The organism is Streptomyces sp. NPDC044704, from assembly GCF_056433525.1.
Genome location: NZ_JBWKGY010000004.1, coordinates 243,471 through 267,478, shown reverse-complemented (window position 1 = coordinate 267,478; position 24,008 = coordinate 243,471). Strand labels below are relative to the sequence as shown.

Sequence of the window (24,008 nt, the reverse complement as noted above, 5' to 3'; positions counted from 1 at the left end):
GTGGACCGCCCCGGCGGTCCGCCCGCTCCTCCCCCCGCATCCCTCACGGAAAAGCGAGCGCGACGATGACCACCTCCCCACCCCGCACCAGCAGACGCCCCCACAGGGGGTCCGGCCGCCGCACCACGGCCCTCACCACCGCCGTCCTGACCTCCCTCGCCCTGCTCGCGGCCTGCTCGGGCCCGCCCAAGGGCGACTCCGGCGCCGTCACCGACGCCCACCTCTCCGCCTCCACACCCCCCGCCCAGGGTGAGATCGACTCCTTCAGCTGGGCCGTCTACGCCGAACCGCCCACCCTCGACTACACGGTGGCCTTCGACTACCCGCAGAACACCATCCTGTCCAACGTGTGCGAGAGCCTGATGCGCTGGACCCCCTCGCTCACCACCGAGCCCGGACTCGCCCAGAAGGCCTCCAACCCCGACCCCACCACCTGGGTCTACGACCTCCGCCCCGGTGTGCGCTTCCACGACGGCAACGAAATGACCGCGGACGACGTGGTCTTCAGCCTCGGCCGGCAGATGGACCCCGACAACGCCGCAGCCTGGGCCCAGGTCTTCCAGAACGTCGCCTCCGTCACCACGAGCGGCCCGCTCCAGGTCACCGTCAAGCTGAAAAAGCCCGACTCCCAGTTCCCGCAGTACATGGCCACCGCCGCGGGAGTGGTGGCGTCCAAGGCCGGCGTCGAGGCCGCGGGCAAGGACTACGGCACCACCGGCGGCCTCGCCTGTACCGGCCCCTTCCAGCTCGGCACGTGGAACAAGGGCCAGTCCATCGAACTCAACCGCTTCGACGGCTACTGGGGCACCGGGGCGAGATCGAAGAAGGCGGTCTTCCGCGTCCTGACGGACCCCTCCGCCCGCACCAACGCCATGCTCAGCGGCGAGGTCGACGGCGGCTACCTGATCCCCACCGAGAGCTACACCCGCCTGCGCGCCGGTGGCACCGGCACCCTCTACTTCGGCGAGGGCCTGAGCACCGTCAACGTCAACGTCACCGACATGACGGGGCCCCTCGGCGACGTCCGCGTCCGCCAGGCCCTGTCCCTGGCGCTCGACCGCACCGGCTTCGTCAAGGCCGGACTCGGCGGCGCCGGCACCGTCACCAACTCCCTCACCACGCGCGCCGCCTGGGCCGCGGCCCCCGAGGGCACCCTGAAGACGGCGTTCGACGGGCTGCCGCCCACCGGCCAGGACATCGAACGGGCCAAGGCCCTGATCAAGGAGGCCGGAGCCGGGGGCAAGACCCTCACCATGGCCACCAGCTCCATAGGCCAGGACGTGTCCCTCCTCGCCACCGCCGTCCAGGCGGCCGGCACCCGGATCGGCCTGGACGTCCAGCTCAAGACCATCGCCCCCAACGCCTTCACGGCGCTGTTCACCGACCCCGAGGCGCGCGAGGGCATCGACATGTTCCCGCTCACCTACTACGACTCGATCACCGACCCCCTCGACCTGCTGGGCAACTTCAAGACCGGCGCCTACCTGAACTTCGCCGGCTACAGCGACCCCCAGTACGACCAGCTCGTCGACCGGGCCGCCGCCGTCTACCCGGTCGAGGAGCGGCTGGAGATCGAGGCGAAGCTCCAGCGGCACGCCTCCGAGCAGCTGCTGTGGATCCCCGTCGCCGAGTGGCCGACCGCGATGTTCCTGAACAAGCGGATCACCGGAGCCCCCACCACGATCTCGTACATGTACTACCCGTGGGCCGCCGACGTGGGGGCCGCCCCGTGAGCTTCGTCCGCTTCGCCGTACGCCGCGTGGCGGAAATGGCCGCCACCCTCCTCGTCGCCTCGTTCGTGGTCTTCGGAGCCATGTACCTGGCACCCGGCAGCCCGGCGAGCTTCCTGCTCGCCGGCCGGTCGGCCTCCCCGGAGGCCCTCGCCTCGATCAACGCCCAGTACCACCTCGACGACCCCTTCCTCGTACGGTACTTCCGCTGGCTCGGGGACGTGCTGCAGGGCGACTTCGGAAGGTCGATCACCTACCGCACCGACGTCTCCAGCCTCCTGGCGGACCGGCTACCCGTAAGCCTGCTGCTGATCGCGATGGCCCTCGTCGTGGTCGTCGCGGTCGGTCTCCTGCTGGGCCGGATCGCCGCCGTCCGCGGCGGAGCGACCGACTCCGCCATCCTCGTCACCACGACCTTCGCCGTGGGTACCCCGTCCTTCGTCGCGGCCGTCCTGCTCCAGGCACTGTTCGCCGTCAACCTCGGCTGGTTCCCCAGCAGCGGCGCGGGCGACGGCCTCGCCGACATGTTCTGGCACCTCACCCTCCCCGCGATCGCCCTCGCGCTGTACCTGATCGGCATGCTCGCCCGGGTCACGCGCTCGGCCATGCTCGAAGCCCTCGACAGCGAACACGTCACCGTCGCACGCAGCCGCGGCGTCCCCGAACGCCAGGTCATCCGCCGGCACGTCTTCCGCAACTCCCTCGGCACCGTCCTGACCACCGGCGGACTGATCGTCTCCACCCTCCTGGTGTGCACCATCCTGGTGGAGACCGCCTTCAGCATCGGCGGCATCGGACAGCTCCTCGAACTGTCCACCACCACCAAGGACTTCCCGACCGTCCAGGCGATCTCACTGATCATCGTCGCCCTCTTCATGACCGTGAACCTCGTCGTGGACCTGCTGCTGCCCCTGGTCGACCCCCGGGTCACCCTCGGATCCAGGAAGGCCGCCGTATGAGCGCCGTTCTCACGCGGCGGCCGGGCCTGTCCCGGATCCGCGCCGCCGGCGGGTCCCCGCTCCACGCCGCCTGCCTGCTGCTCGTCGGCCTGGTCGTCCTCGCCGCGCTCTGCGCGCCCTGGATCGCGCCGCACGACCCCAACGCCGTCGATCTGGGCAACGCCCTCGCCGGGCCTTCCGCCGCACACCCGCTCGGCGTGGACGGCGCCGGCCGTGACACCCTCACCCGGCTGCTGCTGGGCGCCCGCACCTCCCTGCTCGGTCCGCTGGGCGTCGTCGTCTTCTCCACCGTCGCGGGCATCACCATCGGCATGGCCGCCGCCTGGCGGGGCGGCTGGCTCGACTCCGTCCTGTCCCGCAGCACGGAACTGGTCTTCGCCTTCCCCGGCATGCTGCTGGCCATCCTGATCATCTCCGTCTACGGCGAGGGCCTCATCGCCCCCGTCACCGCCCTCGCCATCGCCTACCTGCCCTACGTCAGCCGCCTCACCCGCTCACTGGTCCTGGCCGAACGCGCCCGCCCGTACGTGAGCGCCTACCAGGTCCAGGGCCACTCCGCGACGCAGATCTGCCTGCGCCACGTGCTGCCCAACATCGCCCCCGTCGTCCTCGCCCAGTCCACCGTCAACTTCGGCTACGCCCTCATGGACCTCGCCGGACTGTCGTTCCTCGGGCTCGGCGTCCCCGCGCTCACCCCCGACTGGGGCCGCATGGTCTTCGACGGACAGACCGCCGTCCAGCACGGCTACCCGCTGTCCGCGATCCTGCCCTGCGTCTTCATCGTGCTGACCGTGGTCGCCTTCAACGTGGTCGGCGAGCGCTGGGCCGACCGCGTCGCCAGGAGAGACAGATGACGAACACGACGAACACGAAGAACGCGACGACCGCGACGAACACGCTCGACATCCAGGGGCTGAGGATCACCCTGCCCGGCACCGCCCGGCCCGTCCTCGACGGCATCGACCTCACCGTCGCGGCCGGCGAGACCGTCGCCCTGGTCGGCGAGTCCGGCTCCGGGAAGAGCCTCACCTCCCGCAGCGCGCTGCGCCTGCTGCCGCCCGGCGCGGTCGTCGAAGGCGCGGTGCGGGTCGCCGGGGAGGACGTACTCGCCATGGACGCCGACCGGCTGCGCGGCGTACGCGCCGGCACCGTGGCCATGGTCTTCCAGGACCCGCGCGCCACGGTCAATCCGCTGCGCCGCATCGGCGACTTCCTCACCGAGAGCGTCACCCTCACGCGGACCATGAACCGCGCGGACGCCACCGTCAGGGCCGTCGAACTCCTCCGGGCCGTGGGCCTGGACGAGTCCCTCCTGCGCAAGTACCCGGGCCAGGTGTCCGGCGGCATGCTCCAGCGCGTCGTCATCGCGGCAGCCCTCATGGGGGACCCCGCGCTCCTGCTGGCCGACGAGCCCACCACGGCGCTGGACGTCACCAGCCAGGCCGAGGTGATCGCGCTCCTGGCCGCCCTCCGCGAACGCTTCGGTACCGGCCTGCTGTTCGTCACCCACGACCTGGAACTGGCCGCGGCCATCAGCGACCGCGTCTACGTCATGTACGCCGGGCGGATCGCGGAGAGCGGACCCGCCGGTGCCCTCTTCGCCCACCCGCGCCATCCCTACACGGCCGCCCTCCTCGCCTCCACCCCGCGCATGGACGGACCCCGGGGAAGGCTCGCCGCCATCGAGGGCCAGCCCCCGGACCTGCGGGAGCCGCTCCAGGGCTGCGCCTTCGCCGCCCGCTGCCCGCTCGCCACGGAGATCTGCGACCAGCGGGCCCCCTTGCCGTCACCGGCCCCGGACCGGTCGGACCACCGGGCCGCATGCCACCACAGCGACCTGCTCGAAGGGAGCGCCGTCGATGCCTGAGAACGTACTGGAGGTCAAAGGCCTGCTGCGCGCGTTCGGCGCCGTCCGTGCGGTGGACGACGTGTCCTTCGCCCTGCCCGAGGGCGGATCACTGGGCGTCGTCGGCGAGTCCGGCTCCGGCAAGACGACCACCGCCCGCATCGTCGTCGGTCTGGAGCGCGCCGACGGGGGAGAGGTCCTGATCCGCGGCCGGACCCGGAGCGGGCGCACCCGCGGCCGGACGTCACGGCTGGCCCGCGCCCGGGAGGTCCAGATGGTCTTCCAGGACCCGTACCTCTCCCTCGACCCGCGCACCAGCGTCGAAGCGGCCCTGCGCGAAACCCTGTGCCTGCACTTCCCCGGCCGCGACCACACCAAGCGGATACGGGAACTGCTCGACCAGGTCGGTCTGGGCACCCGGGCCGCCGACGCCCTGCCGCGCCGGCTGTCCGGCGGCCAGCGCCAGCGCGTGGCGATCGCCCGGGCCCTCGCCGTCGAACCGGCCGTCCTCATCCTCGACGAGGCCGTCGCCGCGCTCGACGTCTCCGTGCAGGCACAGATCCTCAACCTGCTGGCCGACATCAGGGAGCAGACCGGGATCGCGTTCCTGTTCATCACCCACGACCTCGGGGTCGTCCGGTGCGTCACCGACGAGATCGTCGTCATGCGGCACGGGTCCGTGGTCGAACAGGGCGGCACGCAGGAGGTGCTCGCCGCGCCCCGGCACCCGTACACCCGGCTGCTGCTGGAGTCCGTACCCCGCCCGGGCTGGGATCCGCAGGCGATCGCGGCGGCCCGGCGCGCGCTCTAGGGCCTGTCGTCAAACTCCCGTCGTCGCCCGGAGGGCGGCCCTGCGGCGTCTGGTGCGTGCTCTCGGTGCGCCGGGCGGAAGCCCGCGTACTGGACGTACTTGGCTTTCGCCCGGTGCGGCGAGAGCGCGTGCCAGGCGTCGCGGGGCAGACGGGAGTTTGACGACAGGCCCTAGTGCCAGGGCACTGGAGCGGGGTGGCCCGGGTCAGGCTCCGGCGGCGAGCGTACGGATCAGCGTGCGCAGCACCGCCCCGGAGTCGGCCTCGGAGCCCAGCGACTCCGCGGCGGCCAGGCCGTCCACGGCGGCGGCGACGGCCCCGCCCAGCAGGTCCGCGTCGACGTCCCCGGTCCGTTCCCCGGCCAGGACCCGGAACAGGGCGACGAAGCAGCCGCGCCAGCGCCGGTACTCCGTCTCCAGGCTCTCCCGGACCCGGGGGTCGTTCAGGGCGTGCCAGTGCAACGCCGAGTGGAGGCGGGAGAGTTCCGCGCCCTCGGGCCGGTCCAGCAGTTCGACCACGCGGTCGGCCCGCTCCTCGAACGACCCGGGGGCGGCGACCGCCTCTTCCAGGGGGTGGATCCACTCGGGGCGGATGTCGGCGATGACCGCCAGGACGAGGTCGGTCCGGTCCTGGAAGTGGTAGTGACACATTCCGTGCGAAACGCCGCAGAGGGCCGCCACGTTGCGGGTGGTGAACCGTTCGCTCATGCCGCCCGCCAGCAGGGTCCGTGCGGCGGCGATCAGTCGTGCCCGGGTCTGTTCGCCCTTCGCCGAGGTCCGGGGCCGAACCGACGGGGCGGGGGGAGCGGGAGAGTCCGGGGAGTCCTTCGTGGAAGCGGCCATGGCGTCACTCTAACGAGCCCGCTCGTCGCGACCTGCGCGTTTCCCCGATCCTGCGGAACGACCCCGTCCAAACTCTTGACCGAGCGCTCGGTCAGTTTTAGCTTTCCGGTCAACCCCGCTGTCAGCGGGGGGAGTTGACGCTCCCAAGGAGACCCTCATGAACGATCACGCAACCAGTCCGACCGGTCAGGGCATGGCCAGACGCGGATTCCTGGCAGCGGCGGGACTCACCGCCGCGGCCGCCGCGCTCGCCGCGACCGAGGGACGGGCCCGGGCGGCGGCCCGCCCCGCCCCGGCGGCCGGTACCTTCCGCGTACCGATCGAGGACGTCCGCCACACCCGCACCTGGATGGCATGGCCGGACAGCACGTCCATCTGGGGCGGCACGCTCAGCGGCGTCCAGTCGGACATCGCGCTCATCGCCCGCACGATCGCCAAGTACGAGCCGGTCTACCTGTGCGCCAACCCGGGCAGCGCCGCCAAGGCCCGCTCCATGTGCGGGTCCACCGTCACGGTCGTCACGACCATCCCCGTCGACGACTGCTGGATGCGCGACTCCGGACCGGTCTTCCGCACCGACGGAGCCGGCGGCCTCGACGCGGTCGGTCTGAACTTCAACGGCTGGGGCAGGAAGCAGGCCCACGCCAAGGACGCCCTGGTCGCCGGCCGGATCGCCGCGTACCTCGGCGTCCCCTTCACCACCGCCGGCCTGGTGGGCGAGGGCGGCGCCGTCGAGCAGGACGGCGCGGGCACCCTGATGGCCACCCGCAGCAGCCTGATCAACCGCAACCGCAACCCCAACCGGTCGCAGGCCCAGATCGAGGCCGCGCTGTGCGCCGCCTACGGCGCCTCCAAGGTGATCTGGTTCGACGGCGTGGTCGGCCAGGACATCACCGACGACCACGTCGACGCGACCTCCCGCTTCCTCGCCCCCGGGAAGGCCCTCGTCCAGATGCCCCTGGCCTCGGACAACGACGTCTACGCCAAGGACGCGCGCCAGCAGTTCCAGATCCTGTCCGCAGCGACGACCGCGGGCGGCGCCCGCATGACCGTCGAGAAGCTCCAGGGCCCCGACTACGACCGGATCCGGTCCACCAACCCGGACTTCCTCGCCTCCTACGCCAACTACTACGTGTGCAACGGCGCCGTCATCAGCGGCCAGTTCGGCGACACCCAGGCCGACAGCGCGGCGCGGGCCACGCTCGCCCGCCTGTTCCCCGGCCGCGCCGTGGAACGGCTCAACATCGACCGCCTCGGCGCCGGCGGCGGCGGCATCCACTGCGTCACCCAGCAGCAGCCGGTGCCGTAGACCTCCGGCGGCCGGGTGGCATCCGAACGGCCGCCGACGGCCCGGCCCCCTGGGCCGAGGAGCCCGCCGGCCGGGGAGCCGTTACGTTTCTGCGGTGAAACCCTGCCTCCGGGCGGGTGAGGATGCGGCCGACCGCCGCGGTCGGTCGCACCGGGCGCGCTACAAACCTCGCGTGATCAGGAACCTGCTGCGGAGCGTGCCCGCGCTCGTGCTCGCCCTCATGTCCCTCCTTCCCACTCCCGCTTCCGCGGCCGGCGGCCGGCACCAGGCCGCCGGCCCCGACCCCGTCGTCTTCGTGCACGGCTGGAACTCCGACGGCTCCACCTGGGAGACCATGGCGGGACGCTTCCGAGCCGACGGCTGGCCGGCCGGCCGCCTCGACCAGTGGACCTACGACACCACCCAGTCCAACGCCACCACCGCCGCACGCCTCGCCGACGAGATCCAGCGCGTCCTGGACGCCACCGGCGCCACCAAGGTCGATGTCATCACGCACTCGATGGGCGCCCTCTCGTCCCGCCACTACCTCAAGAACCTCGGCGGCACCGCCAAGGTGGACGCCTGGGTCTCCCTGGCGGGACCCAACCACGGCACCGAGACCGCCCGCTGGTGCGGCGGCGTCGCGTGCGCGGAGATGCGACCGGGATCCGCCTTCCTGAACGCCCTCAACTCCGGTGACGAAACCCCCGGCTCCCCCCGCTACGCCACCTGGGGCTCGCCCTGCGACCTCCTCATCACCCCTGCGAGCAGCGTGGCCCTCACCGGTGCCCTCAACAGCAAGACCGCCTGCCTCGACCACAGCGGGCTGCGCACCGACCGTGCGGTCTACGAAGCGGTCAAGGCGCACGTTCGATAGGCGCCGCCCGCGGTCACCCGCGGTCCCGCTCGGCTTCCAGGAACGGGACGATCGCATCCAGGAAGTGCTCGTTGCGATCACCGGCCACCATGTGCCCCGCGCCGGCCACATCGACGCGCCGAGCCCGGGGAACCCGGTCGCAGAACTGTTCGGCGACGTCCTCCCGCACCACGTCGCTGAGCCCGCCGCGGACGAGCAGGACCGGTACGTCGGCGTGGCGCGCGGCGCCGAGGAGACGCTCCGCCATGCCCGGCGGGTCCATCCGGTCCTCGAAGCTGTCCAGCATCCGCGGGTCCCAGTGCCACACCCAACGGTCGCCGTGGCGCCGCAGGTTGGCCCGTATCCCTTGGACGTCGGCCGGCCTGGGGCGGTGCGGCAGGTGGGCGGACACCGCCGCGGCCGCCTCTCCCTCGTCGGCGAATCCGTCCGGATGGCCGCGCATGAACGCGACGATCCGACGAAACCCGCGGGGATCCGGTCGATGGGCGACGTCGACGAGCACCAGGGCGCGGACCGCCGCCTTCGGTACCTCTCCGGCGGCGAGCAGCGAACCGAGGCCCCCGAGCGAGGCACCGACGAGCACCGGCCGGCCGCCGGTCTCGGCGACGATCGCCCGGACGTCCCCGGCGAACAGGCCGAGGGAGTATTCCCCACCGGCCGACCACGCGCTGTCGCCGTGCCCACGCAGGTCCGGGGCGATCACCCGCCACCCCAGCGCGGCCAGCCGCGGGCCGGTCCGGCCCCAGGCGTGCCGCGTCTGGCCGCCGCCGTGCAGCAGGAGGAGCGGGGGAGAGGACGCCGCGCCCCACTCGTCCGCCGCGAGCCGGATCCCGCCGTGGCCCGCGAAGCTCCGGTGCCGTGGCAGCGCGTCGGCCGTCATCCCGCGCCCCGGGTCCGCAGCGGGGCCAGCAACTGCTCGCGGTGGGCATCCGCGGCTCCTGCGGCGAGCGCGACGTCCAGGGCGAACAGGGCCCGCGCGAGGAACCGGTCGTCATCGATCAGGGCGGACACCCACTGATGCAGCGCGCCCACGCACGAGGCGCTGACCACCGCCGCCAGGGCGTCGGTGTCGACGTCGGCGCGCAGGAGGCCCCGTGTCCGGGCGTCCGCCATCGCCAGGCGGAGCTGAACGAGAGGGCCACGGCCGTGGTCGAGTACGAGGCCGCTTTCCTCCCAGCCGCGCACCATCCGACGGGACACGACCGGGTCGTCGACGAAGAGCCGGACGGTCGATGCGACGACCTCCCGCGGGTCACCGGCTCCCAGCGCCGCCAGCCGCTCCTCGAGCTCGTCCATGAACCCGTCGGCGAGGGCCTCCCAGATCTTCTCGCGCGGTCCGATCAGGTTGTACACGGTGGCCGGGGACACCTCCGCGCGCTCGGCGATCCGCTCGGTACTGATCACCGGTTCCGGGCTCTCCCGCAGGAGTTCCCGCGTCGCGTCGAGGATCCGGGACCGTCTGCGGGCCTTGTGCCGCTCGCGCAGCCCGTCTCCGGTCGTCGGTACGCGCCCTGTCGTCATGCGGACTCCCGTTCCCCGGAAATTTAGAGACTCTTCCAAATTTGGAGATGCCTCCAAATGGAGTGGGCCAAACCTACTCGGCGGGCTCCGGCAGGCGGACAGGAAACGCGGCCGCACGCCCAGTAGCCGGGACCTCCGGGGCGGCGGCCCCCGGACCCGAGGTCAGTCCGGGGGCGCGACGTTCGCGGGGTCCGCGCGGAGGAACGGACGGAGGGCGCCGAGCAGGGCGCCGACGCAGGTTTCGCGCAGCTCCGCCCGCGTACACGTCTCCGCGGTGAGCCAGTCCAGACAGAGCACCCGGACGAACACCAGCCAGCTCCTCAGGACCGTCGTCACGGCTGCCCGGACGGAGTCGTCCGCGAGCGGGAGGATCTCCAGCAGCCGGGCCCGCAGGACGTCCAGCTCGCCGTCGATGATCGTCTGGACCACCGGATCGCCCGCGAGGAGCCGGTTCGCCGCGAGGACGGTGTTGCGGTGGGCGATGAAGTAGTCGAGGTGTACGTCGAGTCCGTCGCTGAGCTGCGAGAGCAGGTCACCGGGCCGGTCGAGCGGGACCTGTTCGAGCAGCCGGTCGGACGCCTGCCGGTAGACGGCCGCGAACAGCTGCCGCTTGCCGGGGAAGTGGCGGTACAGCAACGCCCGCGAGACTCCGGCCTGTTCGGCGACGTCTTCCATCAGCACCTCGTCGTACGGGTACCGGGCGAAGAGCCGCGCGCCGACGTCGAGGAGCTGGGCACGGCGTTCGTCGGGGCTGAGGCGTCGGCGGGGAGGCACGCGCCCGATGTTACTTGACACACGTCTACTAGTGGGCGCTACTAGTAGACACAAGTCTACTTACCAGGGGTGGGAGGTCGGAGCATGGCCAGGACTCTCAGGTGGCTCGTACTGGCGATGGGCGCCGCATGCGTGGCGATCGGGCTCGCCCACGTGGCGCTCGGGAACGCGGCGATACCCGGTGCGGGCTCCGCCGGTGCCACGGTCGACAGCCTCGGCCGGTTCCTGGGCGCCACGTTCGCGGGGTACGGACTCGCCTGGATCTGGGCCGCCCGCCAGTCTCCGGTCCCGGCGGGCGTGGTCCGTTGGCTGGCCGCGGTGTTCCTGCTCGGCGCCGTCGGCCGGCTGCTCTCGCTCGCCGTGCACGGATGGCCCGACGGCTTCCAGGTCGTGCTGACCGTCGTCGAACTGGTCCTGCCGCCCCTGTACTTCTGGCTCGCCGACGCCGACGAGAAGGCGCACCGGGCGAGCGGGGCCGCGGTCCCCGCCTGACCGGTCCTTCCGGAGCGCGGCGCGTTGTCGTCACGGGCAGCCGCCCGTGCCGGTTCGGCCGGCACGGGCGGCGGGGCGCCGGGGTCGCGTCACGCGACGGCGGTGCCCTCCAGCTCGACCATCTGGCCCGGGACCGCCAGTCGCGTCACCCCGAGCATCGTGGAGGCCGGCGCCACCCCGGCGGCACCCAACCGCGCCGCCAGCACTCCGTAGTGCGGGAAGAGCAGATCGACGTCGGTCGTGTAGACGTTGAGCCGGACGAGGTTCGCGAGGGACATGCCGGCCTCGCCGAGCACGGCCTCCAGGTTGTCGATGCTCAGCGCCAACTGCGCCGCCATGTCACCGTCGTGCCGGGGCTTGCCGTCGCCGCTCATCGCGGTCTGGCCCGAGACGTACAGGGTCCGTGTGTGCCCCGAGACGACCTCACCCTGGTTGAACCCCAGGGCCACCGACCACGTCACCGGGTTGACCGCGGTTCGTTCCACTGTCACGTCATCTCCATTCGATCCATCGGAAGCGCGTACGTCCGTCGGCTCGGTGGCCGACGGCTCTGACGCCGTGTCAACGAGCCTCCCAACTCATCACGACACCTCCTGTCATGTATTCCGTTAAAGTTCTCGTATGCGCGCCGACCGGCTGGTCTCACTGGTCCTGCTGCTGCGCCAGCGGGGCCGGCTGACGGCGGACGTACTGGCCCGTGAGCTGGAGGTGTCCACCCGCACCGTCTTGCGCGACATCGAGGCGCTGTCCGCGGCCGGCGTCCCCGTCTACGCCGAACGCGGCCGGCACGGCGGTTTCGAGCTGCTGCCCGGTTTCCAGACCGAGCTCACCGGCCTGAACCACGAAGAGGCGCTCGCCCTGCTGGCCGCCGGACCGGGGCGCAGCGAGCAGGTGTTCGGCCTCGGCTCGGCGCTCGCTTCGGCCATGCGGAAGGTCGTCGACGCGCTCCCCGAAAGCCACCGGGCCACTGCGGGCGACGCGGCCCGGCGCTTTCTCGTCGACCCGGAGAGCGACCTGCTCTCGCGCCGCCAGGCCGCCGTCGAGGAGGTGCCCGGCCCCACGATGATCGAGGTCAGGCGCGCGGTCCTCGCCGGACACAAACTGCGCATCCACTACGCGGCCACGGGCCAGACGCCGCAGTGGCGCACCGTGGACCCGATCGGCCTGGTCACCGTACGGGACCGGGGCTACCTGCTGGCCACGAGGTCCGGTGCGGACCGCACCTACCGGCTGTCGCGGGTGTTGGCCGCCGAGGAACTCCCCGAAACGGCACAGCGGCCGAACCGGGTCGATCTGGACCGGATCTGGCGGGAACGCTCCGCGCGGTTCCTCTCCGGCGGAGACCACATCACCGTGCTGCTGCGGATGAACCCGGCGCGGCGGGAGGAACTGCTGGACACCGCGCTGGCCGTCCGCGCGGAGGAACCGGACGCGGACGGCTGGCTGCGCCTGGAGGTGACCTTCCAGGATTCCCGGCACGCCGAATGGGCGCTGTGGCAGCTCAGCACGGACGCGGAAGCCCTGGCCCCGCAGTCGCTGCGCACCTCCCTGCGCGATCGCGCCGCCCTGATCGCCGCCCGTTACGGAGACCCGTCCTGAGGGTGCGGGGGCTCAGCGCAGCGGTGGGTGGGTGGCGAGCCAGTGCCGGGCGATCCGTTCGCGGGTGGTGACCCACGCTCCGCCGCGCTGTGCGACGTGCTTCAGGAAGCCGTCGAGGGCGCGGATGCGTCCGGGCCTGCCGATGATCCTGCCGTGCAGGCCGACGCTCATCATGCGCGGGCGGTCGGCCCCTTCGGAGTGGAGCGCGTCGAAGGTGTCGACGAGGTAGGAGAGCATGTCGTCGGCCGTCGTGAAGCCGTGGACGATCAGGAACTTGAAGTCGTTCGCGTCGAGGCTGTAGGGCAGCACGAGGTGCGGCCGGCCGGCGGCTTCCACGTAGAACGGGAGGTCGTCGGAGTAGTCGTCGCTGTCGTAGAGGAAGCCGCCCTCCTCGGCGACGAGGCGCCGCGTGTGGGGGCTCGTACGGCCGGTGTACCAGCCCACCGGACGGCGACCGACGAGCCGCTCGATCGTCGCGATCGAACGCGCCACGTCGGCGCGCTCGGCGTCCTCGGGCACCTGGCGGTAGTCGATCCAGCGCCGGCCGTGGCTCGCCACCTCCCAGCCCGCCGCGGCCATGGCCCGCGCCGCGTCCGGGTTGCGCTCCAGCGCCTGCGCCACCGCGTATACGGTGAGCGGCGCGCCGTGCGCCGCGACCGTACGGTGGACACGCCAGAAGCCGGCCCGTGAGCCGTAGGCGAACATGGACTCCACGTTCAGGTCGCGCCCTCCCACGACGGGCGGCGCACCGACGAGCTCGTGCAGGAACCCCTCGGAGGACAGGTCCCCTTCGAGGACGTTCTGCTCGCCGCCCTCCTCGTAGTTGAGGACGAGGCTGACGGCGACCCGGGCCCCGCCCGGCCAGGCGGCGTGCGGCGGCTCGGCGCCGTACCCGACGAGATCCCGCTGATGCTCGGACACGGGCGGCACCCTACCGCCGCACGGCCGCCGACGGGCGCCCCCTTTCACCACCGCACGCCGTGTCACTTTGAGTAGTGGTGGCCTACTGTCGGTGACATCGGTTTGGGGCAATACGGAAAAGGCAGGTGGAACGGGGATGCGCGAGACACGCCGGATGGCGCGGGTACTGGGAACGTGCGCGGCGGCGCTGACGCTGGCGCTGGCCGCGCCGGGCACGGCGCAGGCGGCCCACGGGGTGCTGTTCATCGACCGGGCGGCGATCCACGACCCGTCCGGCTGCTACCCGTTGGGCGACTTCGTGCCCTCCGAGGTGGCCAACTTCACGGACGAGACCGCCTTCGTGTGGTCGGGGCCCCACTGCGACGGGCGGGTGACGGCCGCCGTACTGCCGGGGCAGGTCCTGCGCCCCGCCCCCGGGATGAGCCTGTTCGTCCAGTAGCGGCCCTTCCGGCGGCGGACCGCCGCCGGGTCATCCTAAGGAGTGTCGTCGAGCGCGGGAGCGGGGCCGGCGAGGGGCGTCCCGCCCTCCAGGGGGAGGGGCGCCCCGGTTCGTACGGCCTCGATGACCGTGTCGTGCAGGGCGCGGCTCGCGTCCTTGCTGGGGCACGGGACGGGGCTTCCCGCGAGCGGGAGCCATTCGGACGCCCCGCTGTACTGCACGGTGACGTGGGCGAGGCCATCGGCTTCGATCCAGGTGGTGTGCACGTCGAGCTCACCGGTGAGGACAACGCCCGCCTCACCGGTGAGCACCCCGTTCCGCCCGGCGAAGACACCGCGAGTGGTCCATGAAGCCCAGCTCATCCGGCCTCCCTGCGCTCGTCGTCCTGCCAGTGTGACCGGATCGGGCTTCGCGCGCCTCTCGCGGACCGGTGCTCCGCGCCGAGCCCCCCATCCGTAACGCCCGTATGAACAAATCCGGACCCGGGGGCCGGTCGGTGCGCAGTCGTTGGCCCGCACCCCCGGGCTGTGGTTTTCTGGGCGCATGACCCCACTCGTGACCCGCCGCCACGTGGACTACGCGCGTGTCACGACCACGGGCTGTCCCGCCGCCCTCTGACGCGGCGCGGCGACCCCGGGTCGCCCCCCTTCCGCGGCACCGCGCGGCCGAACCGCCTTATTCCGTCCGCCCGTTCGCGGACCCCCGGCACACCGCACCCCGGTGACCCGGTGACCCCTCCCGCGCCGTCATACCCCCGAGCGTCCGGGCTCCGCAGGAGCTGAGCTCCGTACGCCCGCCTTCCCGCGCGCCGCCGCGCGGCCCCACCCCGCCCCGCCGGGCTCCGTACGCGTACCGAGGAGAACCATGAGCCAGCCGATCGACGCCGTCACCGCAGGTCACACCCCCCAGGACGAGGCGACCGGACCCGATACCTCCGCCTGGTCGTTCGAGACGAAGCAGCTGCACGCCGGTGCCACCCCGGACCCGGCCACCGGTGCGCGGGCCGTCCCGATCTACCAGACCACCTCGTTCGTCTTCCGCGACACGCAGCACGCGGCCGACCTCTTCTCCCTCGCCGAACCCGGCAACATCTACACCCGCATCCACAACCCCACCCAGGACGTCTTCGAACAGCGGATCGCCGCCCTCGAAGGCGGAGTCGCCGCCGTCGCCCTCGCCTCCGGACAGGCGGCGGAAACGCTGGCGATCCTGAACGTGGCCAGTTCCGGCGACCACATCGTCTCCAGCGCCTCCCTCTACGGCGGCACGTACAACCTCTTCCGCCACACCCTGCCGAAGTTCGGCATCGAGGTCTCCTTCGTCGACGACCCGGACGACCTCGACGCGTGGCGCGCCGCCATCCGCCCCGGGACGAAGGCCCTGTTCGCGGAGACCCTCGGCAATCCGCGCGGCAACGTGCTCGACGTCCGCGCCGTCGCCGACGTGGCCCACGCGGCCGGTCTGCCGCTGATCGTCGACAACACCGTGCCCACCCCGTTCCTGCTGCGCCCGATCGAGCACGGCGCCGACGTCGTCGTCCACTCGGCGACGAAGTTCCTCGGCGGCCACGGCACGACCATCGGCGGCGTCGTCGTCGACGCGGGAACCTTCGACTTCGGCGCGCACCCCGACCGTTTCCCCGACTTCAGCGAGCCGGACCCCAGCTACCACGGCCTGCGGTACTGGCCCGCCCTCGGCCCCGGCGCGTACGCCGTCAAGCTGCGGGTGCAGCTGCTGCGCGACCTCGGTCCGGCCATCGCGCCGCACTCCGCCTTCCTGCTCCTCCAGGGTGTGGAGACGCTGAGCCTGCGCCTGGAGCGCCACACCTCCAACGCCCAGGCACTGGCGCAATGGCTGGAGGGACGCGACGAGGTCACCGCCGTCCACTACCCCGGCCTGCCCTCCAACCGCTGGTACGAGACCGGACGCCGCTACCTGCCGCGCGGCGCGGGAGCCGTACTCTCCTTCGAACTGGCGGGCGGCGCGGAGGCGGGCAGGCGCTTCGTGGACGCGGTCGAGCTGTTCAGTCACCTCGCCAACATCGGTGACGTGCGCAGCCTGATCATCCACCCGGCGTCCACCACCCACAGCCAGCTCGACGAGACGCAGCTCGCCGCCACCGGAACCTCCCCGGGGCTGGTGCGCCTCTCGGTCGGCATCGAGAACCTCGCCGACCTCAAGGCGGACCTGGAGGCAGGCTTCCGCGCCGCGAAGGGCGCGTCCTGAACCCCGACGCGCCGAACGCTCCGGGTGCGGGCCACCCGACGGGCCTCCTTCCCGCCACCGGAGCGTGGCGGGAAGGGGACCCGCCGGGGCGCCGCCGCTGGTACCACCGGACGGGCGGTCTGCCGTTGGAGTCGGGCGGCCTGCTCCCGGGCGTGACCCTGGCGTTCGAGACGTGGGGGCGGCTCGCGCCCGACGCCTCGAACGCGGTACTCGTGCTGCACGCACTCACCGGCGACAGCCACGTCGCCGGTCCGGCCGGACCCGGGCACCCCACCGCCGGCTGGTGGGACGCGCTGGTCGGGCCGGGCCTCGCCGTCGACACGGACCGCTGGTTCGTGGTGGCGCCGAACGTCCTCGGGGGCTGCCAGGGCAGCACCGGGCCGGCTTCGCCGCGCTCCGACGGGCGCCGCTGGGCCGGTTCCTTCCCGCGGCTGACGCAGCGCGACCAGGTCCTCGCCGAAGCCGGGCTCGCCGACGCACTGGGGATCGACCGGTGGGCGCTCGTGATCGGCGGGTCGATGGGCGGGATGCGCGCCCTGGAATGGGCCGTGTCGCTGCCGCGGCGGGTGGCGGCGCTGCTGCTGCTCGCCTGCCCCGCGGCGGCGAGCGCGGACCAGATCGCCTGGGCGTCGGCGCAGGTCCACGCGATCCGCGCCGACCCCCACTGGCGGGGCGGCGACTACCACGACGCCGGCCCGGGACGGGGACCGCACGCCGGTCTCGGCATCGCCCGCCGCATCGCCCACACCACCTACCGAAGTGCCGGAGAACTCGAAGCCCGCTTCGGCCACAGCCCGCAGGACGGGGAGGATCCGTGGCTCGGCGGGCGCTACCAGGTGGAGTCCTACCTCGACCACCAGGCCGCCAAGCTCGCCGGGCGCTTCGACGCGGCCAGTTACGTCGTGCTGTGCGAGGCCATGAACGCCCACGACATCGGCCGGGGCCGGGGAGGCACGCGCGCCGCCCTCGGCCGCGTCGAAGCGAGGACATTCGTGGCGGGGGTGGACTCAGACCGCCTCTACCCGCTGTCGCAGCAGGAGGAGTTGGCCGCGGGCATCCCCTCGGCGAAGGGGAACGTCCGGGTGATCACCTCACCGTTCGGCCACGACGGATTCCTCATCGAGACCCGGCAGGTCGCCGCCCTGGTACGGGAGCTCCTCGCCAGGTGACCTGACCGGGGGCGACGCCCTGACCGCCCGGCCGTCCGGAATCCGGGTTGCGGCCGGCGGTCGCACCGGGCACTGGTACGAGCACCCCCTCGCCCCGGCGCCGGCGCGGCGCGTCCGCCTCATCAGGCCCTGACCTGCGGCACCGCCGGCTCGGGCTGCCCGGTGGCCGCACCGGCCGATATCCTGGGACCCTGCCTCGGGGGCTCTCCTCATGAAGGGCCGCACGATGAACCGGCAGACGAACCGGCATCGGTTTCTCCTGCTCCTCACCGCTCCGCTCCTCGCTTCCTCCGTCGCCCTGACACCCGCCGTCGCGGCCCAGGCCCGTCCGGCGGAGCAGCCCGCAGCCGCGCCCGCCGCACCCTCCTGTCAGTTGGTGCCGGGCGGGAGCGGCAATCCGGCCGGGGCCGCCGTCTACAAGCTCCACCTCGGCGGGTTCCCCGCGAACCAGTCCGTGCGGGTGGAGGGGCCGAAGACCTCGTTCCAGGCCAAGGCGAACGGCAAGGGCGAACTGGACCGGCAGGGATTGCCGCACGGCACGTACAAGGTCAGCTACCAGGGCAAACGGGTCACCTGCGCCACGCCGCCCGCGCAGAAGCCGGGCGGCAAGCAGGACGTGAAGGTCTCCAAGGCCGAGGTGGTCATCCTGACTCCGGCCGAGACCGCCATCGACTGCTCCAAGCCGACCACGGCCGAGTTCGACGGCAAGATCACGGCCACCGGACCGGGGAAGGTCCGCTTCTACTGGACCTTCGCCTCCAGTTCCGACCCGGTCTCGCCGGGCTCCGTCGACTTCCCCGCCGGCACGAAGACCGAGCGCCTGCTGCACGTGGTGGAGGTGTCCCCGCAGGCGAACGCCCCGACGATCAGCACCTTCGTCACCCTGCACCTGCCGGACCAGAAGATGAGCGCCCGGAGCGGACAGGTGACGTTCACCTGCAAGTGACCCGGCGGGAGCCCCGACCGTGAGAACCCCCGAGCAAGAGGAGCAGGCCATGCGCCGTACCAACGGCAGGGCACGCCTGGCGTGCGCCGCCCTGTGTCTCATCCCGGGCCTCGCCCTGGGCGGCGCGGCCGCGGCCACGGCCGCGCCCATGCAGCAGAGTTTCAAAGAGGTGGTCAAACCGTCGGACTCGATCACGGTTCCGGACATGCAGTGTCCCAGGGGGTCCTACCTGGAGAACGTCGACCACTCGCCCGGGCGGATCGTCCCGCGCGGCGTACAGGTGACCGAGCCGGGCGGGGTCGGCGTCACGATCCCGGAGGCGAACTGGGAGAACACGTCCACCGGGGTCTACGCGACCGGGAGCCGTCAGGGCACCGCCACCAACTGGGATCCCGTCACCCCCCACGAACTGACCGTCATGCTGCACTGCACCACCGACCTGACCAAGGCCTTCAAGCAGACCGAACGGCTGGGCCCCCGCGGGTGAACGGGCGCCGCCCGGCGCCGACGGCGGTGACCAGCCAGGAACTGCTGCGCAGCCACACCGCCCCGCCCGTCTCGTGACGGCGCAGGGCTGCCGTCAGTGCCAGGCGCGCCTGCGCCTGCCGGAGCGGCGTGACCTGGCTGAGGAGGTGACGTCCCGGGCCCGAGTCCAGCAGGAACGCCGCGGCGTCCGCCGCGTCCGTACCCCACTTCCCCGGCACCTCCACGCGCCGCACATCGACTCCGGTGAACCCGCCCGCGGTGAGAAGGCCGCGGATGCGGTCGGGGTCGGTGAGGGAGAACATGCCGGGGCCGTCGGGCCGGCCGAAGCCGCCGAGGGGCAGGATGCCTTCGAGTGAGGCGAGCGCCGCGAGCCACTCGTTGGCCTCGGCTTCGGCGGCGCAGACGAAGGCCAGGCGGCCGCCCGGGCGCAGCGCGCGGTGGAGGTTGGTGAACGCGGCGACGGGGTCGGCGAAGAAGGTCATGCCGTAGCGGCTGATGACCGCGTCGAAGCCCTCGGCCTCGAAGGCGTGCAGCTGTGCGTCGCCCTGGACGAACGAAACGTTCTCGACGCCTTCCCGCGCGGCACTGTCGCGGGCCCGCTCCAGCATGGGCCCGGACAGGTCCAGGCCCAGCGCGGTGCCCCGGCCCGTGAGGCGTGCGGCGAGCCGGGTGGTGCGGCCGGCCCCGCAGCCGACGTCCAGCACGCGGTCGTGCCCGGAGATGGCCGCGGCCTCCAGGAGGGGCTGGTTGAAGCCGTCGTTGACGGCGTCCCAGCGCTCCTGGGCGCGGGCCCACTGCTCGCCCTCGTAGCCGTTCCACGCCTCGGCCTGTGCGGTGTTGGCGAAGTGACCCATGGGTGAACTCCCTTCCGCCGGGGCGCGCTGAGGCGTCCCGGCCCTAGTATGGGCATGTGCCCAAACAGTATGGGCGCTCGCCCATACTCGCAATGGGCTTATGGGAAGGGGCTGTTGTGTCACCTCGCGGAGTGGCGATTCCGGACCTGCGGGAGAGGCTGTTCGCGGCCGCGGAACGGGTGGTGGCCCGCGACGGCGCCGCCGCGCTGACCAGTCGCGCCGTCACGGCGGAGGCGGACTGCGCCAAGGGCGTGCTGCACACGCACTTCGCCGGCCTGGACGAGTTCGTCGCCGAGCTCGTACTCGACCGGTTCGCGCGCAGCGCCCGCCAGGCCGGCGAACTGCGGGCCAAGGTGGGGGAGGGCACGGTCGCGGCCAACCTGCAGGCGGTCGTCCTCGCCCTGCTGGAGGCTCTGCCCCCGGCGGTGGTGGGGCTGGCGATGACACGTCCGGCGGCCGCGCTGCACACCCGGGAAGGCCTGCGGACCGGCGCGCCCGCGTTCGAGGAGATCCAGGACGCCTTCACCGCCTACCTGCGCGCGGAGCAACTCCGGGACCGGCTGCCCGCGGGCGCCGACGCCGCCACCATCGCGCTCGCGCTCGTCGGCACGACCCACCACCTGCTCATGACGCGCGTGCCCGGTCACAGGGAGGACCTTGAGGAAGTCGCCGGGCGGCTGCTCGCCGTCGTGCTCGGCGGCACCCGCCCGGCCGCCCCTTGAGCCACGGCCCTCCCTGCCGGTGGCCGCGGCCCCCGGCCCCGGCGCCGTGACGGTCAGCCGGAGCTGATCGCCGTCACGTGCGCGGTGCCGTCGCGCAGGGCGGTGATCCGCACCTGCCCCGCCGGGAACGGGTCCCTTCCGTTCGGGCCGGGTGGCTGCGCGAAGGGGGTCCAGGAGCCGTCCGGCTTCCTGACGTTGTGCCAGATCCGGCCGTCGAGCCCGACCGCCACGACCTGCGCGGAGCCGTCGGGCATCCCCGCGATGCCGAGGGCGCTGGCCCCCATGGTGGGGGTGGTGACGCCCCGCGGGGGCTGGAACCCGCTCCAGCTGCCGTCGGGGCGCCGCTGCTGGTGGTACACGATCCCGTCGCGCCCGATCGCGAGGACCTGCGCGGACCCGTCGGGCATCCCGGTGATCGCCAGGGCCGGGCCCGAGAACGTCGCGGCCCCGTTGTAGCCGGCCAGGCGCCCCCAGGGCGTCCACGTACCGTCCCGCCCGCGAACGCAGTGGTACATCGCACCGTCCGTGCCGTAACTCAGCACCTGCGCGGACCCGTCGGGCAGGGCGGCGACCGACACCTTCGTCGCACCCCAGCGGCTCTTCGCGGTGAATCCGGACAGCGCCCGGAACCCGGGCAGCCCGCCGTCGGCGCGGCGCTGCTGGTGGTAGGTGGTGCCGTCCATCGCCGTGACCACGATCTGACAGGTCCCGTCGGGGAAGGCCGCGATGTCCGCCTCCCGCACGCCGAACCCCGCCGAGCCGTCCGGGCCCGCGACGCGCTGCCAGGGCCGCAGGACGGCCGGACCCCGCACCGTCGCCAGCCAGAGCCCGTTGTCGGGCGCGATGCCCAGCACCACGACGGAGCCGTCCGCCATCCCGGCCGCGGCGCTCTGGATCCCCGCGAACGAGGCACTGCCGGCGGCCGCGCCCGGCAGCGGACGCATTCCGGCCCACGACCCGTCGGGACGGCGCTCGGTGTGGAAGAGCGCGCGCCGCTCGACGTCGTACGGCGGCAGTTGGGCGGAGTAGAACCACACCGGATTGGTGAGGGCGACCAGTTGGTCCAGCGTGGTGGAGGCGGGCTTGAGCCGCCTCACCTCGGCCCTGGCGAACAGGGAGGCCTTGCCCCAGCCCCGCCACCGCAGTTGCCCCCGGCCGCTGCCGTCGATGCAGGTGGCAGCCATGATGCCCCATTCGGTGTACAGCGTCGCGACGCTGTCCGGGGCGCCCGACACGTTCAAGGTCACGTCGACGGTGTCGAAGAGCGACAGGGGGAGTTCCTCACCGGGACCCGCGACCGCACCGCCCCCGCTGGCGGTGAAGTCCACCGTCACGGCCGAGGATTCGACGGCGTACGACCGGCCCCTGCGCAGGGCGTCCAGCACGGCCGGTGTGGAGAGGCCGGCCGCGTGCACCACGTTGTGCGGGCGGCCGACGGCGTCATCGGGGCTGTGCGCGTCGCTGTTGCCCACGGCCGCGACGCGCTTGCCGAGGCAGAGCATGACGTGCCAGGCGGCTATGTTGGCCGCGTCGTCCAGGGTCCACGGCCCGTTCCACACCTCCAGCGCGTCCACCCGGTCGAGGCCGAACTCCCAGAAGGAGCCCGCTGCCGGGGTCAGCGGATGGGCGGCGATCGTGAGTCCGCCCAGACTGTGCACGCGCCGCACGTGCCCCTCGAACACCCCCTGGTCCGCCGGTCCGTAGCGCCAGTCCACCCACTCGCCCTGCGGCAGACCGACGGCCAGCCAGTGGCCGTGACGGGTGGTCACCTCTTCGGCGTTGATGACCAGCAGGTCGGCCGGAACGTTTCCGCGCCACGTGACGCCGGTGGAACTGGTGTTGTGGTCGGACGTCGCGACGAAGTGGAGCCCTTCCCGCCGGGCGTCCGCCACGATCTCGTCCACCGTGCGCCGGCCGTCGGAGTGCACGCTGTGCAGGTGCAGGTCACCCCGGTACCAGCCGGGCCCCCGCCCCGCCACCGAGACCGGCAGGGTGTCGTACGGGGTGCCGGGTAACGGTTCCCCGTGGTGCAGGGTGACGTCGACCTGCCAGGCCATGCCGTCGGCGGCGCCGACCATCGGCCCCAGGATGACGGACCAGCCGCCCGGCTCGATCGGCCCGGGCACGTAGCCGGGGGTCGCGTCCGCGGCGGAGAGGGTGTAGCCCGGCCGTGCGCCGCCCGACCAGCCGCGGAAGCCGGACGGGCCGAAGGAGCCGAGGTCCAGGATTCCGGCGGAGGCGTCGTGCGAGGCGGCGACGGAGATCCGCTGCACCCCGGCCGGGACCTCGAAGGCGACGTACGCCCACTGGTCGATGCCGTACGGGGAACGGCCCCGGTAGGTGGTGGTCACGGTGTCGCTCCCCTCGCCCCGCGTCACGGCGGACGCGACCGGTGCGGGAACCAGCGCGGCGGCTCCGCCCGCGGCCAGCAGGGCCCCCCACCGCAGCAGGGACCTCCGCTCGACGCCCGGGGCGGGGCGCGGGCCGGGGGTGGGGGAGGGGGCGGGCACATCGTTCGGGAGGTGTTCACTCGGCACGGCCGTGCTCTCCGTTCACGTGGGTGGCAGGGAGACGTGCGGGGTGCGCGGACGGGGCGACGGGGCGGGGTCCCGTGGGGGAGGGCAGGGGACGGCGAACCGGCCTACCGGCGTGAGCGCTGGGCGTCGACGATGCGGCGGACGGAGCCGTCGACGTCCGTCCGGGCCTGGACCCTTTCGGCGAAACCGGGGAACTGCCCGGCGACGGCACTCAGCAACCGCAGTTCCAGCGGAGCCACGTTCACCTCGCACCGGTCCCGGCGCACGGCACGCACGACGCCGGCGGCGACCTGGCCGGGCGTGACGGTCCTGATGCCGTTCGGCGTGGTGGCGCCGGTGGCCGCGAACATCCCGGCGTCCCGGACGAACCCGGGCTGGACGAGGGACACGCCCACCCCCGTGCCCCTGAGCTCCTGACGCAGGGCGAGGGCGAATCCGCGCAGCCCGAACTTCGTCGCGTTGTACAGGGACGTCGACTTGGTCGCCGCCTTGCCGGAGATGGAGCCGACCAGCACGATGTGGCCGCGGCCGCGCTCCACCATGTGCTCCGCGAGCAGCCGGGACAGCAGGACGGGCGCGCGCAGGTTGACGTCGAGGGCCCGGTCGAGCTGCTCCTCGGTGTACTCCAGCAGGTCGCCGCTGGCGGGCAGGGCCGCGTTCGCGACGAGGACGTCCGTATCGGCGCAGCTCTCGGCGAGTCGGACCACGTCGGACCGGTCGGCGAGATCGGCGACCACGGTACGGGCGCCCCAGGCGTCCGCGGTGGCCTTGAGGGCTTCTTCCCGGCGGCCGGTGACCGTGAGCCGGGCCCCGTCGGCGGCCAGGCGCGCGGCGAGCGCGGACCCGATTCCTCCGGTGGCTCCGGTGAGCAGAACGTTCGATCCGGACATGTCCACAACGACTCCCGTACGACGGCCCTCTACTGTTCGTTCGAACGAACAGTAGGGATCCCTCCGTCGGCTGTCCACACC

25 protein-coding genes are annotated in these 24,008 nt (G+C 72.8%); 15 read left to right on the top strand and 10 right to left on the bottom strand.

The features are described 5' to 3' along the window. Positions 1–65 precede the first annotated feature (65 nt). Genes AC07B0_RS12015 through AC07B0_RS11995 form a run of 5 tightly spaced genes read left to right on the top strand, consistent with a single transcriptional unit; the run spans position 66 to position 5,346 of the window. Positions 66–1,733 (top strand): ABC transporter substrate-binding protein, encoded by a 1,668-nt coding sequence (locus AC07B0_RS12015; RefSeq protein ID WP_478897825.1) that lies wholly within the window; start codon positions 66–68, stop codon positions 1,731–1,733. Further along, positions 1,730–2,689, top strand: a complete 960-nt coding sequence (locus AC07B0_RS12010) for an ABC transporter permease (RefSeq protein WP_478897823.1) — start codon at positions 1,730–1,732, stop codon at positions 2,687–2,689. Before AC07B0_RS12015 ends, AC07B0_RS12010 begins: the two co-directional genes overlap by 4 nt. Next, complete coding sequence (locus AC07B0_RS12005) at positions 2,686–3,543, top strand: ABC transporter permease (RefSeq protein WP_478897821.1); 858 nt, start codon at positions 2,686–2,688, stop codon at positions 3,541–3,543. Before AC07B0_RS12010 ends, AC07B0_RS12005 begins: the two co-directional genes overlap by 4 nt. Then, complete coding sequence (locus tag AC07B0_RS12000) at positions 3,540–4,556, top strand: ABC transporter ATP-binding protein (RefSeq protein WP_478897820.1); 1,017 nt, start codon at positions 3,540–3,542, stop codon at positions 4,554–4,556. Before AC07B0_RS12005 ends, AC07B0_RS12000 begins: the two co-directional genes overlap by 4 nt. Next, complete coding sequence (locus AC07B0_RS11995) at positions 4,549–5,346, top strand: ABC transporter ATP-binding protein (protein ID WP_478897818.1); 798 nt, start codon at positions 4,549–4,551, stop codon at positions 5,344–5,346. Before AC07B0_RS12000 ends, AC07B0_RS11995 begins: the two co-directional genes overlap by 8 nt. 204 nt (positions 5,347–5,550) lie before the next feature. Here AC07B0_RS11995 and AC07B0_RS11990 read toward each other — a convergent pair whose 3' ends face one another. Continuing rightward, complete coding sequence (locus AC07B0_RS11990; protein ID WP_356873594.1) at positions 5,551–6,186, bottom strand: TetR/AcrR family transcriptional regulator; 636 nt, start codon at positions 6,184–6,186, stop codon at positions 5,551–5,553. Between the two features lie 157 nt (positions 6,187–6,343). On the opposite strand from AC07B0_RS11990, the gene AC07B0_RS11985 reads away from it, so the two are divergent. Then, positions 6,344–7,495, top strand: coding sequence for an agmatine deiminase family protein (locus AC07B0_RS11985; protein WP_469378115.1), 1,152 nt, complete (start codon positions 6,344–6,346; stop codon positions 7,493–7,495). A gap of 220 nt (positions 7,496–7,715) precedes the next feature. Beyond that, positions 7,716–8,351: an esterase/lipase family protein gene (locus AC07B0_RS11980; protein WP_478865208.1), complete on the top strand. Its 636-nt coding sequence runs from the start codon at positions 7,716–7,718 to the stop codon at positions 8,349–8,351. Between the two features lie 13 nt (positions 8,352–8,364). Here the strand turns inward: AC07B0_RS11980 and AC07B0_RS11975 are convergent, their stop codons facing one another. The 3 genes from AC07B0_RS11975 to AC07B0_RS11965 all read right to left on the bottom strand — a co-directional run bounded on the left by AC07B0_RS11975 (position 8,365) and on the right by AC07B0_RS11965 (position 10,646). Beyond that, a complete protein-coding gene (locus AC07B0_RS11975) occupies positions 8,365–9,231 on the bottom strand; it encodes an alpha/beta fold hydrolase (RefSeq protein ID WP_478897815.1) in 867 nt (288 codons plus the stop codon). Further along, entirely contained in the window at positions 9,228–9,872 is a 645-nt protein-coding gene (locus tag AC07B0_RS11970) for a TetR/AcrR family transcriptional regulator (RefSeq protein ID WP_478897813.1), read from the bottom strand. Before AC07B0_RS11970 ends, AC07B0_RS11975 begins: the two co-directional genes overlap by 4 nt. Before the next feature lie 162 nt (positions 9,873–10,034). Then, the gene (locus AC07B0_RS11965; protein ID WP_478897811.1) at positions 10,035–10,646 is read right to left on the bottom strand and encodes a TetR/AcrR family transcriptional regulator; all 612 of its coding nucleotides are present in this window, start codon (positions 10,644–10,646) and stop codon (positions 10,035–10,037) included. An 84-nt stretch (positions 10,647–10,730) separates the two neighbouring features. On the opposite strand from AC07B0_RS11965, the gene AC07B0_RS11960 reads away from it, so the two are divergent. After that, on the top strand, positions 10,731–11,138 hold the full coding sequence (locus tag AC07B0_RS11960; protein WP_469378123.1) for a DUF4345 domain-containing protein: 408 nt from the start codon (positions 10,731–10,733) through the stop codon (positions 11,136–11,138). 89 nt (positions 11,139–11,227) lie between these two features. Here the strand turns inward: AC07B0_RS11960 and AC07B0_RS11955 are convergent, their stop codons facing one another. Continuing rightward, positions 11,228–11,623 carry a RidA family protein gene (locus AC07B0_RS11955; RefSeq protein WP_356873902.1) on the bottom strand — a complete coding sequence of 132 codons (396 nt, stop codon included), beginning with the start codon at positions 11,621–11,623 and terminating at the stop codon, positions 11,228–11,230. A gap of 136 nt (positions 11,624–11,759) precedes the next feature. Between AC07B0_RS11955 and AC07B0_RS11950 the strand changes: the two genes are divergently transcribed. After that, positions 11,760–12,737, top strand: a complete 978-nt coding sequence (locus AC07B0_RS11950; RefSeq protein WP_356873608.1) for a helix-turn-helix transcriptional regulator — start codon at positions 11,760–11,762, stop codon at positions 12,735–12,737. 12 nt (positions 12,738–12,749) lie between these two features. Here AC07B0_RS11950 and puuE read toward each other — a convergent pair whose 3' ends face one another. Further along, complete coding sequence (gene puuE, locus AC07B0_RS11945) at positions 12,750–13,658, bottom strand: allantoinase PuuE (protein WP_478897808.1); 909 nt, start codon at positions 13,656–13,658, stop codon at positions 12,750–12,752. Between the two features lie 136 nt (positions 13,659–13,794). Between puuE and AC07B0_RS11940 the strand changes: the two genes are divergently transcribed. Further along, positions 13,795–14,097 (top strand): hypothetical protein, encoded by a 303-nt coding sequence (locus AC07B0_RS11940; protein ID WP_356873612.1) that lies wholly within the window; start codon positions 13,795–13,797, stop codon positions 14,095–14,097. A gap of 35 nt (positions 14,098–14,132) precedes the next feature. Here AC07B0_RS11940 and AC07B0_RS11935 read toward each other — a convergent pair whose 3' ends face one another. Continuing rightward, a complete protein-coding gene (locus AC07B0_RS11935) occupies positions 14,133–14,459 on the bottom strand; it encodes a hypothetical protein (protein ID WP_356873614.1) in 327 nt (108 codons plus the stop codon). Positions 14,460–14,961: 502 nt separating this feature from the next. On the opposite strand from AC07B0_RS11935, the gene AC07B0_RS11930 reads away from it, so the two are divergent. The 4 genes from AC07B0_RS11930 to AC07B0_RS11915 all read left to right on the top strand — a co-directional run bounded on the left by AC07B0_RS11930 (position 14,962) and on the right by AC07B0_RS11915 (position 18,925). Continuing rightward, positions 14,962–16,323: a bifunctional o-acetylhomoserine/o-acetylserine sulfhydrylase gene (locus AC07B0_RS11930; protein WP_478897806.1), complete on the top strand. Its 1,362-nt coding sequence runs from the start codon at positions 14,962–14,964 to the stop codon at positions 16,321–16,323. Next, positions 16,320–17,492 carry a homoserine O-acetyltransferase MetX gene (metX, locus tag AC07B0_RS11925; protein WP_478898176.1) on the top strand — a complete coding sequence of 391 codons (1,173 nt, stop codon included), beginning with the start codon at positions 16,320–16,322 and terminating at the stop codon, positions 17,490–17,492. Before AC07B0_RS11930 ends, metX begins: the two co-directional genes overlap by 4 nt. 226 nt (positions 17,493–17,718) lie before the next feature. Beyond that, a complete protein-coding gene (locus AC07B0_RS11920) occupies positions 17,719–18,438 on the top strand; it encodes a hypothetical protein (protein ID WP_478897804.1) in 720 nt (239 codons plus the stop codon). A 49-nt stretch (positions 18,439–18,487) separates the two neighbouring features. Beyond that, on the top strand, positions 18,488–18,925 hold the full coding sequence (locus tag AC07B0_RS11915; RefSeq protein WP_478897802.1) for a hypothetical protein: 438 nt from the start codon (positions 18,488–18,490) through the stop codon (positions 18,923–18,925). Here the strand turns inward: AC07B0_RS11915 and AC07B0_RS11910 are convergent. Next, positions 18,891–19,778 (bottom strand): class I SAM-dependent methyltransferase, encoded by an 888-nt coding sequence (locus AC07B0_RS11910; RefSeq protein WP_469378135.1) that lies wholly within the window; start codon positions 19,776–19,778, stop codon positions 18,891–18,893. The two genes, AC07B0_RS11915 and AC07B0_RS11910, sit on opposite strands and share 35 nt — an antisense overlap. Before the next feature lie 116 nt (positions 19,779–19,894). Between AC07B0_RS11910 and AC07B0_RS11905 the strand changes: the two genes are divergently transcribed. Next, on the top strand, positions 19,895–20,500 hold the full coding sequence (locus AC07B0_RS11905) for a TetR family transcriptional regulator (RefSeq protein WP_469378136.1): 606 nt from the start codon (positions 19,895–19,897) through the stop codon (positions 20,498–20,500). A 53-nt stretch (positions 20,501–20,553) separates the two neighbouring features. On the opposite strand, the gene AC07B0_RS11900 is transcribed toward AC07B0_RS11905, so the two are convergent. Continuing rightward, entirely contained in the window at positions 20,554–23,037 is a 2,484-nt protein-coding gene (locus AC07B0_RS11900; protein ID WP_478897799.1) for a CehA/McbA family metallohydrolase, read from the bottom strand. A 104-nt stretch (positions 23,038–23,141) separates the two neighbouring features. Further along, positions 23,142–23,933 carry an SDR family NAD(P)-dependent oxidoreductase gene (locus tag AC07B0_RS11895; RefSeq protein ID WP_478865181.1) on the bottom strand — a complete coding sequence of 264 codons (792 nt, stop codon included), beginning with the start codon at positions 23,931–23,933 and terminating at the stop codon, positions 23,142–23,144. Positions 23,934–24,008: the final 75 nt, after the last annotated feature.